General features: G+C 51.6%; 10 protein-coding genes. 8 read left to right on the top strand and 2 right to left on the bottom strand.

All coding sequences use genetic code 11. From position 1 onward, the window contains the following. Positions 1–92: 92 nt before the first annotated feature. The 6 genes from ACOQPU_RS15285 (at position 93) to ACOQPU_RS15260 (ending at position 6,109) form a co-directional block, all read left to right on the top strand. The gene (locus ACOQPU_RS15285; protein ID WP_420640697.1) at positions 93–1,067 is read left to right on the top strand and encodes an aldo/keto reductase; all 975 of its coding nucleotides are present in this window, start codon (positions 93–95) and stop codon (positions 1,065–1,067) included. A 100-nt stretch (positions 1,068–1,167) separates the two neighbouring features. Further along, positions 1,168–2,091, top strand: coding sequence for an oxidoreductase (locus ACOQPU_RS15280; RefSeq protein WP_420640696.1), 924 nt, complete (start codon positions 1,168–1,170; stop codon positions 2,089–2,091). Between the two features lie 70 nt (positions 2,092–2,161). Beyond that, positions 2,162–3,232: an SDR family NAD(P)-dependent oxidoreductase gene (locus ACOQPU_RS15275; protein WP_420640695.1), complete on the top strand. Its 1,071-nt coding sequence runs from the start codon at positions 2,162–2,164 to the stop codon at positions 3,230–3,232. A 78-nt stretch (positions 3,233–3,310) separates the two neighbouring features. Continuing rightward, positions 3,311–3,748, top strand: coding sequence for a Fur family transcriptional regulator (locus ACOQPU_RS15270; protein ID WP_420640694.1), 438 nt, complete (start codon positions 3,311–3,313; stop codon positions 3,746–3,748). Between the two features lie 184 nt (positions 3,749–3,932). Continuing rightward, complete coding sequence (locus tag ACOQPU_RS15265) at positions 3,933–5,234, top strand: IS701 family transposase (RefSeq protein ID WP_420640693.1); 1,302 nt, start codon at positions 3,933–3,935, stop codon at positions 5,232–5,234. A 35-nt stretch (positions 5,235–5,269) separates the two neighbouring features. Then, entirely contained in the window at positions 5,270–6,109 is an 840-nt protein-coding gene (locus ACOQPU_RS15260) for an SDR family NAD(P)-dependent oxidoreductase (protein WP_420640692.1), read from the top strand. 71 nt (positions 6,110–6,180) lie between these two features. On the opposite strand, the gene ACOQPU_RS15255 is transcribed toward ACOQPU_RS15260, so the two are convergent. Next, on the bottom strand, positions 6,181–7,503 hold the full coding sequence (locus tag ACOQPU_RS15255; RefSeq protein ID WP_420640691.1) for a cytochrome P450: 1,323 nt from the start codon (positions 7,501–7,503) through the stop codon (positions 6,181–6,183). Positions 7,504–7,679: 176 nt separating this feature from the next. On the opposite strand from ACOQPU_RS15255, the gene ACOQPU_RS15250 reads away from it, so the two are divergent. Together ACOQPU_RS15250 and ACOQPU_RS15245 are read left to right on the top strand one after the other, a co-directional pair. Next, entirely contained in the window at positions 7,680–8,240 is a 561-nt protein-coding gene (locus ACOQPU_RS15250; protein ID WP_420640690.1) for a TetR/AcrR family transcriptional regulator, read from the top strand. A 114-nt stretch (positions 8,241–8,354) separates the two neighbouring features. Next, complete coding sequence (locus ACOQPU_RS15245) at positions 8,355–9,701, top strand: alpha-glucosidase (RefSeq protein WP_420640689.1); 1,347 nt, start codon at positions 8,355–8,357, stop codon at positions 9,699–9,701. Between the two features lie 66 nt (positions 9,702–9,767). On the opposite strand, the gene ACOQPU_RS15240 is transcribed toward ACOQPU_RS15245, so the two are convergent. Continuing rightward, positions 9,768–11,753 (bottom strand): choice-of-anchor Q domain-containing protein, encoded by a 1,986-nt coding sequence (locus ACOQPU_RS15240; protein WP_420640688.1) that lies wholly within the window; start codon positions 11,751–11,753, stop codon positions 9,768–9,770. Positions 11,754–11,792: the final 39 nt, after the last annotated feature.

The following is an 11,792-nucleotide window of genomic DNA, read 5'->3' as shown; positions in this document are numbered from 1 at the left end:
CGTAGCGAAGCCGTTGCCCGTCATCTGTGGCAACTCTTAGAGCAATTGACAGGTGTTCAATACAACTGGAACGAACAGGAGTAAACAATATTATGTCAACAACTAACAACTTAAAATTACGACAATTAGGTCAAACAGACATCCTCATCTCCCCCATTGGCTTAGGCTGCTGGCAATTCTCTGAAGGGCAGGGTGGGGCAAGGGGATCATGGGATCCGGTTTCCGTTGAGGAAACAAACGGTATCGTTCAAGCTGCGTTGGACGGCGGCATCAATTGGTTTGATACGGCCGAACTCTATGGGCATGGCCGCTCCGAACGCGCCATTGCGCGGGCACTAAAGCTGGCAGGAAAAAGTGATTCAGAAGTTATCGTGGCGACCAAATGGAACCCGTTGGGACGAACTGCTCGCTCGATTGGCAGGACCATTGGCGAACGCCAAGAATGTTTGAATGGTTATACCATTGACCTCCATCAAATCCATGTCCCCGTTGGGTTTACAACGCGCAGGTCAGAGATGAATGCCATGGCTGATCTGGTAGAAGCCGGAAAAATTCGTTCGATTGGGATCAGTAACTTTAGTGCCCGCCAGATGCGCCGGGCTCATGAAGTGCTACTCACCCGAGGGATGAGATTGGCATCTAATCAGGTCAGATATAACCTGCTTAACCGCCGTATTGAGACAAATGGAGTTCTTGATACGGCCAAGGAACTGGGGGTTACGATTATTGGTTATTCTCCCCTTGACTCGGGCTTGCTAACCGGCAAGTTTCACAAGAACCCGGAACTACTCAATAGCCGTCCATTTCTCCGGCGGAGCCAACTGCGCCGCAGAATCGAATCATCCCGCGAATTAGTCAATGCACTTGAAAATATCGCTCAATCGCATGGCGTGACAGCTTCGCAAGTGGCTATCAATTGGTTGCTCAATTTCCACGGTGATACGGTTGTTGTCATTCCCGGTGCATCCAAAGTGCGACACGCCGAACAAAATGTCGGTGCCATGACCTTTACCTTATCTGATGCAGAACTCTCTCGGATTGATAATCTATCAAAACAGTTTAAGTAGAGGTGAATGTGAGCAGCGTTGGGCATCACATTGGCAGGATGGATTTTGATAAATAGAGCGTCCTGTAACAAATTCGAAAGATAACAAATGGAATCATAAAATGATCACAAACTTCACAAGTAAAGACGTACCCAACCAGAGTGGAAAGACATTTTTTGTCACGGGGGCCAACACCGGTATTGGCTTTGAAGCTGCCAAAGCGTTGGCTGGCAAAGGTGGCCGTGTCTTGCTGGGGTGTCGGAATCAAAGTAAGGGGCAGGATGCTCTGTCCCGTATCGCCGAGGCTCATCCTCGTGCCGACGTAGAGCTTGTCAGCCTCGACCTATCCGATCTTACCTCTGTACACAGGGCTGCAGAAATTGTTGGCCGCGAGCCGAAGCTCGATGTTCTCATCAACAACGCTGGCATCATGGCGACTCCGAAAACTGCCACAAAAGACGGGTTCGAGGCTCAGTTTGGTGTCAACCACCTCGGCCATTTTGCCCTCACAGGGCTGCTGCTGCCGAAACTGGAAGCAACCCCAGAATCGCGCATTGTTACCGTGTCGAGCGTCGGGCATCGCAATGGTGACATCAACTTTGACGACATCAACGCCATCAAGTCGTATTCGCCGCAGCAACGGTACTACCAGAGCAAACTCGCCAACCTACTCTTCATGTACGAGCTTGACCGGCGGCTCAGGGCGAAGGCCTCGTCAACGATCTCGGTGGCGGTACATCCTGGTGTCGCCGACACTGAGCTTCCACGCTACCTCACTTCCGGCTTCCAGGTACGGCTTCTCCGTATGCTGATGCCACTGATCATGCTCTTTGCCAATTCCGCCGAAGCCGGGGCGTGGCCGACCCTGCTTGGTGCGACAGCTCCGGGCGTTGATGGCGGTCAATACTTCGGTCCAAGCCGATTCGGTGAGTGGTCGGGGCCGGCTAAGCAGGTTGACTCCACGGACAAGAGCAAAGACCCCGGTCTTGCCAAGCGGCTGTGGGACCTGTCGGTCGAGATGACTGGAATCGACCCCGGCCTCTAGGTCACAAGGATTGAAGTATGAAAGGGAATGTAGCAATTGTAAACAAAGTAACTAATGATAGGAGTTTGATATGCCAACAACTTTGATGTGTGAGCCAAAGTTATTGCAAAAAGATTTGAGTGGTCGGGTCTATATTGTCACTGGAGCCAACAGTGGGGCTGGGCTGGCGACGGCGACGCAGTTAGCCAAGCAAGGGGCGACCGTTGTCGGTGCCTGCCGTCGGGTTGACGCAGGTAAAGAAGCCTTTGCGGAAATGGGAAATGTACCCGGCTCAGTTGAGGTTATGAAGCTTGACCTGGCCAGCTTTTCATCAGTCAAAAGTTTTGTGAAGGCGTTTCTCGCCAAGCATGATCGGCTTGATGGTTTAGTCAATAATGCAGGCATTGTTTGCTCAGTGCTGGGCACGTACGTGGTGCTGCGCGGTATGGCCTTTTTTGGGGATGCGCTGGCGCATACGATTTTGCCCGGTGTGGTGGTCGCTTTTTTGCTGGGCTGGCCACTGGCGGTGGGGGCGTTGATTATGGGGGTGTTTACGGCCGTTGGCATTGGTGCCCTCAGCAGTCGGGGTGTAGTCAAAGAAGATACGGCCATTGGCGTAATTTTTGCCGGGTCGTTTGCCCTGGGCGTGGCAATGCTGTCGGCGACGGGCAATTACACCATTGATTTGGCTCACTTTTTATTTGGCAATTTACTGGGGGTGACAAGCGGGGATTTGTGGACAACGGCCGTTCTCGGTCTCATTGTTCTCCTTGTAGTTTTCTTTTTTTACAAAGAGTTCATGGTCATCTCATTTGATCCAGTGCTGGCCACGACACTGCGCTTGCCCGCCACCTTTTTGCGTTATCTGCTGCTGGTACTCATTGCTGTTACCATTGTGGTGTCGTTGCAGGTGGTAGGCATTGCCCTGATGGTGGCGATGTTGGTAACGCCTGCGGCAGCGGCTTCCTTGCTCACCCGCCGCCTGGCTCCGATGATGGCTATTGCGGCGACGATTGGGGCATTTTCTGGGGCGGCTGGGCTGTATACGTCTTACTATTTAGACATTGCTTCGGGGCCGGCGGTGGTGTTGGTGGCAACGGCCGTATTTGCTTTGGCCTATCTTTTTGCTCCCCAACGCGGCCTCCTTTGGCGACAAAATTAGTGATTGCCACAGAGGACACAGAGGATAATAGAGAAAAACTTTTCTGGGGTCATGTACTCTGTGGCAAATAAATTGCTTATGAACGAACAAAGTTTAGACACGCGCTTAAACGAAATCCAGATGGCATTGAAACAGAAAGGATATCGGCTCACCAGTTCGCGACAGAAGATTGTGCAGGCGTTGCTGGACTGCGGTGGGCATATCACGGCCGATGGCTTGCTGGAAGTGATCCATCAAACAGACATTACCGTGGGGCGAATGACGGTGTACCGCACGCTGGAACTGCTCAGTGAGCTAGGGCTGATTCGCCCGGTTTACCAGGGCACCGGGGCAGCCCATTACATTTTGCTCGATGGCGGGCATCATCATCACCTGATTTGCTCTGGGTGCGATGCGGTGTTTGAGTTTGATGAATGTAGCTTGCAGGAAGTGGGGCAGCTATTGGCCGAGCGGTTTAACTTTGCCGTGGAGGGGCATCTGGTGGAGTTTTACGGCCGTTGCCAAAATTGCCAATAAAACCAGAGCAAGGCGGCTTGACTAATTTGACAATGTTAAATTAGGCTCGTGAGAGCCAATATCAGTAAAATTTGAAAATGGAAAAGAAAAAACTTCACGGTTAGCCCAGTGGGGGCTAAATGAAGCAGCTATCGATAAATTGGGTGAGCGGCTTGACCAGTATCATGAACGTTATCGTTATTGGATGAAAACCAAGACACGCGATACCAGTGAATATGGCTATCATTACCTGAGTGGCTTGTTACGAATGGAGAGCAACCGGCATATCAGCGGGATTGCCCGTGTAGCGGGAATCCCCGAACAAAATCTGCAACAATTCATCGCCGATTCACCTTGGGCCGGGAACGATTTGATCGCCGTCCTGCAACAAGATATCAGCAGTTTGCCCCACTACCAGCAAGGCAGTGTCCTCATTGCTGATGAAAGTGCAGAGGAGAAGGCCGGTGATGGCAGCGCCGGCAGCAGTCGGCAGCACAATGGTCGCCTGGGAAAAGTTGACATGAGTCAGGTGGGTGTGTTTTTGGCCTTGGCCAAAGATGGCTACCGCACCTGGATTGATGGCGAACTGTACTTGCCAGAAAAATGGTTCACCCCGGCCTATGCGCGGCGACGCAACAAGCTAGCCATCCCCGCTGACCGGGAATTTCAGACCAAGATCGAACTGGTACTGGTCATGGTCAAGCGGGTCCTGGCCAATGGCGTCGCCTTTGACGCCTTTGACTGCGACAGCTTGTATGGCCGCAGCCACTGGTTGCGGGCTGAATTAGACCAGCTGTCCATCCAATACTTTGCCGATATTCCCTGCAACTTGTCGCTTTATCTGGAGAAACCTCAGGTCATCCGGGAACCAAAGCGCAAGCATGTCCAAATTACTGTGTTAGGCAGTCAGACCACACCTGAACAACTGGCATCGGCGTTCTCATTCACCGCCATCACCCTTCGTCCACATGAACGGGGCCATCTCACTGCCCAATTTGCCCGGCAACGGGTGTGGACCGTCAGTGAAGAGGGAAGTTGCCGCCAGGAATGGCTGCTGATCCGCCGCGCCAACGGTAAAGTTACTTATTCACTGAGCAATGCCCCGGCTGATATTCCTCTGGAGACAATGGCCCGGCACAAGTCGCATCGCTACTTCATCGAACGGGCCCATCAGGACGCCAAATCGGAGTTGGGGTGGGATGAATTTCAGGCCCAGAAGTACCCTGCCTGGGTTCACCATCTCGCCTTGACCATCATGGCCAGTGCCTTCATCACCGAAACCTTGCTCGAGTGGACGGAGGCATATCCTCGTGACCCGGCTTTGTTGGCTGCCTACGAAACGGATACTTTGCCCAATTTATCGATTGTTAACGTTCGTACCTTGCTACGAGCCGCGTTGCCGTTGCCGCAGTTGTCGTCACGCCAGGCGGCTGAATTGGTTGTCAAACACTTGGATAATCGTACTCGCTCACGAAAGTCACGGCTTAGAAAGGCTCGTGGCCCGTGAATCTAACATTGTCAAACTAATAAAGGAAGAAACTCATGAAAAATTTTAACGATAAAGTTGTCGTCATTACGGGTGGGGCCACAGGTATCGGTTTTGGGTTCGCCAAAGCTTTCGGAAAAGAGGGCGCCAAGATCGTCATTAGTGCGCGTCGTGAAAACCGCCTGCAAGAAGCGGTTGCTGGCCTGACTGAGATGGACATTGAAGCAAAATACCTTACTGCCGATGTGACCAAACGAGAGGATGTCGAAGCACTGGCCGATTTTGCCTGGGATGCGTATGGGCAGGTCGATGTGATCATCAACAATGCCGGTATGATGGTCCCACACAGCCCTGTGTTGGATATGCCAATTGAACATTTTCAAGCAATCATGAATGTCAACGTGTTTGGTGTGATTCATGGTTCGCAAGTATTTGGCAAACGGTTCATCGAGCAGGGTACGCCTGCGGTTATTTTCAACATTGGCTCTGAAAATTCGCTGTTCCACGGCACACCATTCAATGGTGCCTACGTGGCGACAAAGCATTCCGTTCGCGCCATCACCATATCTTTGCGCGAAGAGCTGCCTGAATTTATTGATGTGAGGTTGATTTGTCCGGGCTTTGTGGTGTCCGAATTAGGCCCAGAAGAAAATATGCAGCACGGGATGCCCACTGATGAATTCATCGACATTGCGATGGAGCAAATTAAGGCAAACGAATTTTATGTGGTGAGCCATGCCTACAACATCGTACATATTGATGAAGACCACACCCAGCTAAAAAGGGTTTATGAAACGTATGTGCCGCGATATGAAGGGGATGTTCAATATGACATCCGCACCAATATCAAGCCAATTCTGGAGCAAATGTTAAATCACAAGTTGAGAATGTCGTAGACTTTGGACTTGCGTGGATAGAGGTTGATGGGAGGAGAAACGGCCGTTTCCCCTTCCATCAAATCATCACCTTACTTCTTCCGGTATCGGATGATTGCCTCAGTGGCGCGGTTTGCGCCGACCCCAGTTAACACCTGTGGGTCTGGCGTGATGAGTTCCACATCAAATTGCTGGAACAACAAGGTGGTGATGACCGCCATTTCGTTATTGGCGAAATTCATGCCGGTGCATTTGTGCATCCCACCGCCAAAAGAGACAAGGTTAAAGCTGTTCTTGCCTTCGCCGCGCGCCTGTGAAAAGCGTTGCGGATCGTAAACCTCCGGGTTGGCAAACACCTCTTCCTGATAGTGTGAAGTGGCAGAGCTAACGCGCAACAGCCAGCCAGATGGTATTACGTGCTCGCCAAATTCAATCGGTTCTTCGACAATTCTTAGCTGCATGGGGGCAGACGGCCGTAGCCGTGCCGTCTCGTCAATTGCCCAGTAAACATGCTGTAAAGATCGCATCACCCGTCCATCCAGCGGCTGCCCAATCTCCGTATTTGCCCCGATTTCATCTTGCACCTGGCGTAAATAATCCGGGTGTTGCAGCAATAGGATGATGTTCCAGGCTGCTTGACCTGCCGTCGTTTCATGCCCGGCAAAAATCAAGCCCATGAACAAGATCGTGATCTCCTCATCGGTCATAAACTGACCGTCTTTTTTAGGTTGTTCAAAAAGTTGGGTAATCAGATCATCGTAAGCGTCTGGGTTTTCCCGACGTTTGGCAATGAGCTGTTTGAGGCGTTTTTGAATGCGCTGTTTAGCAGCGTCGCGCCGCCAAAATTTTGGCAAAGGCCAGTTTGGCGGCGTCACGGGATCAATTGAGCGGCTAATGGCATCGTAATCCTGCCAAAATGACTCACCTAATTCTGCTTTATAATTGGGGCTGATGAAGGCTCGGCCAGCCACGGCTTGTGTCAGATTCAGCGTTTCCGCAGAAATATCAATTTCCTCTTCATCCCCCAGCCCATCAAGCCATGCCTGGACTTCAACTTGCATTGCTTGCAAATAATCAGCCATTTTGGTGCGTGAGAATATTGCCTGGAGAATCGGCCGTTGATTCATGTACTCTTCGTGCGGGGCAATAAACAACACTTCACCGAAAGATGCCTTCAGAAAACTGTAAACATCAGTAATATTTAGCGATTTGTCTGTTTCCAGATAGAATTTTTTATTGTAATCTGCGCCAGTCACCACAGCCATATTTTGATTCATCAGCTTCATGGCAAATACATCACCATGTTCTTTGTGGCCCCGCTGATCCAGGCGGGAAAGATTTTGTCTAAACTCCAGGGTATGCCCAATAATGGGTTTGCCGCCAGAGACAAATTGAGGTGGATTTTTTAGATTCATACAAACTCCCTTTGCAAATTTTTCGTTTTTTATTATTTTCATACAACGTGTTCGATTATCAACAGGCAGTTCGTTATCAACTGTCTTTTACAAGACAGCTGGCAGTAAAACTGTCTGTTATTTATGGGGCTTTTAATGTTTGATGGGCGTGATATTAAGTGAGGGATGAGAGGAAAATGCAGAAGAAGAAAGAAGATCGCCGCGTAAAATACACAAAAATGGTGTTGAAAAACAGCCTGCTTGAACTGTTAAGAGAGAAACCGGTTCAAAAAATCACCGTGACCGAAATTTGCCGAAAGGCTGATATTAATCGCAACACATTTTATGCACACTATCACAGCCCTGAAAATCTGCTGTCTCAGATTGAAAATGAACTGTTTGATCAGCTTACTGTGGCAATTGGCAGTGAAATGGACAGTGAAAAGCTGCTCTTGAAAATATGCCAGGTCGTTTATGCCAATCAAGAATTGAGCAAGATTATTTTTTCAGAACACGGTAACCAGGAGTTGCTAGAGCGCATACAGTTGATTGGGCGTGCCAATTTTGTCCGTGAGTGGCAGCCGTTGGCAGAGCCGTACAGTCCCGATGCCCTGAAAAAAATATATTCATTTGTGTCCAATGGCACGGTAGGCATTATGCAGGAGTGGATACGAAATGATTTCAGAGAAAGCCCAGAGGAAATTGCAGCTTTCACTGCTGGCATCATTGAGCATTTGCAACAGGCCATTAGATATTAACGGCACTTTCTCGCCCATCAACGTCTCTCACAAAGATTGAATTTTGAACTGGAAAAATGAGGACGAACTGGCTTATAATTCTCCAAATTTTAAAAGCAAGAGAGGCGTTTATATATGGAAAAGCGATTTGTTTTAATTGGGGCGGGCAGTGCCCAATTTGGATATGGAACCATTGGAGATATTTTTCAAAGTGAGGTGTTAGCGGGTAGCCACATTGTTCTGCACGATATTAATCCGGTGACTATGGGTGTGGTGCAAGAAACGAGCCAGGCATATATTGATGCGCACAACTTGCCCTACACCGTTTCGGCCACAACCGATCGAGCCGAAGCATTGCAAGGGGCGGATTTTGTCATTATCTCGATTGAAATTGGGGATCGGTTTGAGCTGTGGGAGATGGATTGGCGCATTCCGCAGCAGTTTGGCATCCAGCAAGTGTATGGTGAGAATGGTGGCCCTGGCGGATTGTTCCATGCGCTGCGCATTACGCCGCCCATTCTGGAGATTTGTGCTGATGTGATGGCGATTTGCCCCGACGCTTACGTGTTTAACTTTAGCAACCCGATGAGCCGGATTTGCACGACCGTGCATCGCGCCTTCCCTGAACTGAACTTCATTGGACTATGCCACGAAATTAAGTCTTTGGAACGGTTTTTGCCGCTGGTGTTGGAACGGCCGTATACAGACCTATCTGTCCGCGCTGCTGGTCTTAACCATTTCAGTGCTGTTCTCACGGCCACTTATCGGGACACCGGAGCAGATGCGTACCCGGATATTCGGGAACGCGCCCCCCACTTTTTTGGCAATATGCCGCTGCTAGACACCGCCCGAAAGTATTTTAAGGAAACTGGCCAAGCTGCCGCCGTGAACGGCAATGCGCCAACCGTCATAACAGAAGCGTGGCCAGAGCGCGGCGTCTTCCGGGCAGTTTTGGAGCGATTTGGCGTGCTGCCCATCACCAGCGACAGTCATTTTGGTGAATACATCCAATGGGCTTACGATGTTACTGATCACAAAGGAATCAATGATTTTTACCGCTTCTACAAAGGGTATTTAACCAAGGTTGAGCCAAAAATCGAACAGAAAATCAAGGAACGGATCGTGCCCATTGTGGAAGGTATGGTGACAGATTCTGGCTACGAAGAACCTGCTGTCAACATTCCTAACAACGGCTTTATTGATGATCTGCCCGACTGGCTAGTTGTCGAAGTTCCAGCGACCGTGGATAAAGATGGCATTCACGGCATTCCGATGGGGCAATTGCCCAAAGGCTTTTTAGGGTTGCTGCGAAACCAGGTTGCCGCCCACGACATGACGGCCGAAGCAATTCTGCACAAATCGCGGGAGCTGGCCTTGCAAGCGTTGCTGGTAGACCCCATTGTGACCCGCTATCAAGGCATGGAAGAGATGCTAGACACGATGATTGATTATCAACGAGATTGGCTGGGCTACCTGGAGTAGGTGAGCGTTTGTTCCCACGACGTAAACAGCCTCAAACCAACGTGCTGGTTTGAGGCTGTTTTTTATTTACGGCCGTATAACCACTGGCAAAAACGTCTCATACAGTTCACTCACAACCGTAAACGTGGCGGAATCGCTCTCCAAAGATCGATCTGTGTCGTAGACGGTGACGCTGTAGCTGCCCAGGGTGTTGAGATCGGATGCGGGGAGAACGGCCGTTACTATAAAGGGACTGACATAAGTCGTCGTGCGATCTGCCCCTTCCCAGCGCACCACCGAACTGGGCGTGAAACCTGCCCCCTGCACCGTGAGCAGCACATCCTGCACATTGTTTAGACCAGACCACGGCGGCGTGATGCTGTTGATGAGCAAGCTGCCGCCAAACTCATAAGCACCGATGTCGCACACGCCGTTGCGGGCAAAGCCGCGCTGGTCGGTGGCGGGGCAGTTGCTGCCCGCGTCGATGGCTGGGCCGCTGGCCAGCAGCGGCACGGTGGGGGTGGGGCCACCATAGTCACCAATAGAACCGAGTTGGGGATTTACGGCCGTTTGCCCCGCAAAACATTCATAATCATTCCAGTTGCCCGTCGTTTTTTGCGGAAATTGAATATTGTTACCGCCGTTGGTCAGTTCATCGGTGCAATTTTCCTGAATGTCCCAGGGATTGTCGCCATCATTGTTGGCAATAATGGTGTTGCGCACGGTGGCTGGCCCGGCAATCGCCCCGCCCACAAAGCCCGCCGTGTTGTTTACCAATGTGCTGTTGACAATCGTCGTGTCGTCGCTGGTGCGGATGGCCCCGCCAAAGCCGCGTCGCCAATCGTCAGCGGCCAAGGGGATGGGCGTGGTGGCGTCGTTGCCCGCAAAGGTGCTGCTGGTAATGGTGACCGGCGCGTCTAGCAGCCACAGTGCGCCGCCAGAGCTGGCCGTGCCGTCGGTGGCGTGGGCATTGTTGTTCATAAAGGTGCTGTTGCTAATGTTCAACGGGCCATTGCTCGTGGCGCTTTGGTGGTAAATGGCCCCACCCTGGCCGCTGCCCGTAGCTGAATTGCCATCGAACAAGGATTGGTCGATGAGGGTACTGCCGGTGCCTTCTGGGAAGCTGAAAATCGCCCCGCCCAATTGGTTGGATTGGTTGTTAGTGAAGGTACTAGTGGCAATATCAATCGTGCCGTTGAAATTTTTGGTGCCATCCACGTAAATTGCCCCGCCGCCCCCGCCACCTGCGCTGTTGTTGGCTACGTTGCCTGTAAAAGTGCTGTCCGTCACGGTGAGATTGGCTCCCAAAATATGGATGCCACCCCCGTTAACGGAGCTGTTATTGCTGAAGCTGCTGCCGCTCACGGTAGCCGTCGAGCCGCCGGTGATGTACAGTGCCCCGCCGCCGTTGCCACCGCCGGGGATGGCCGCTGCGGTAGATGTGTTGCCATTAAAGCTGCTGTCTGTAACGATGAGCGTGCCGCCGGGGTCGCTGGAACCCCAGCCATTAAGCGCAATGGCTCCGCCATTGGCGGCAGTGGAGCTGTTGATGGCGCTATTGGTCAGCGTGAGCGTGCTGAGGCGTTCCACATAAATTGCCCCGCCGTCGTCGCTGCTAAAGCCATTTTGCAGGGTGATGTTTTGCAGCGTGAGCGTTGCCCCGTTTTGCAGGTTGAACAGGCGGGTGCTGTTGCCGCCGCTCAAGCTAATCTGCCCTCCGCCGTCGATAGTGGTGTTATTTGTGATGGTTTTCTCACTGGTGAGGGTGATGGTGTGGCTGCCGCCGCAGTTGAAGCTGACGCTGCCGCCCCCAGCTAAAGCGGCAGCCAGGGCGGCTTCGGTACAACTAGCGGGTGTGCCGCTGCCCACGGTGCCTGCGCCTTCGGCCGTTTTTGCCGCCAGCAACAACACCAGGATGATCAAGAGTACCAATAAAATCCCCACCTCACCGGATAGCTGTTTATTGGCTGGGGGCGTTTGCTCGGTGCGAGCTTTTGATTTTATGCGCAATTTCATCGTGATTTGCTCTCTTTGCGACGGCCGTTCTTCACGCGGGGGTCGCTTATTCTGCATGGTTGCTCCACTAGGTATTTTGCGCCAGGAAACGGCCGT

The organism is Candidatus Leptofilum sp. (assembly GCF_965223285.1).
Lineage (GTDB): Bacteria > Chloroflexota > Anaerolineae > Promineifilales > Promineifilaceae > Leptofilum.
Note: the sequence above shows the minus strand (reverse complement) of the source record. Positions and strands in the feature narration are given on the sequence as shown.

Bases quoted from the DNA above. Each gene is read 5' to 3' on its own strand.
- ACOQPU_RS15255 (WP_420640691.1), bottom strand. From the start codon at position 7,503: ATGAATCTAAAAAATCCACCTCAATTTGTCTCTGGCGGCAAACCCATT.
- ACOQPU_RS15250 (WP_420640690.1), top strand. From the start codon at position 7,680: ATGCAGAAGAAGAAAGAAGATCGCCGCGTAAAATACACAAAAATGGTG.
- ACOQPU_RS15240 (WP_420640688.1), bottom strand. From the start codon at position 11,753: ATGCAGAATAAGCGACCCCCGCGTGAAGAACGGCCGTCGCAAAGAGAG.
- ACOQPU_RS15270 (WP_420640694.1), top strand. From the start codon at position 3,311: ATGAACGAACAAAGTTTAGACACGCGCTTAAACGAAATCCAGATGGCA.
- ACOQPU_RS15260 (WP_420640692.1), top strand. From the start codon at position 5,270: ATGAAAAATTTTAACGATAAAGTTGTCGTCATTACGGGTGGGGCCACA.
- ACOQPU_RS15245 (WP_420640689.1), top strand. From the start codon at position 8,355: ATGGAAAAGCGATTTGTTTTAATTGGGGCGGGCAGTGCCCAATTTGGA.
- ACOQPU_RS15275 (WP_420640695.1), top strand. From the start codon at position 2,162: ATGCCAACAACTTTGATGTGTGAGCCAAAGTTATTGCAAAAAGATTTG.
- ACOQPU_RS15265 (WP_420640693.1), top strand. From the start codon at position 3,933: ATGAAAACCAAGACACGCGATACCAGTGAATATGGCTATCATTACCTG.
- ACOQPU_RS15285 (WP_420640697.1), top strand. From the start codon at position 93: ATGTCAACAACTAACAACTTAAAATTACGACAATTAGGTCAAACAGAC.
- ACOQPU_RS15280 (WP_420640696.1), top strand. From the start codon at position 1,168: ATGATCACAAACTTCACAAGTAAAGACGTACCCAACCAGAGTGGAAAG.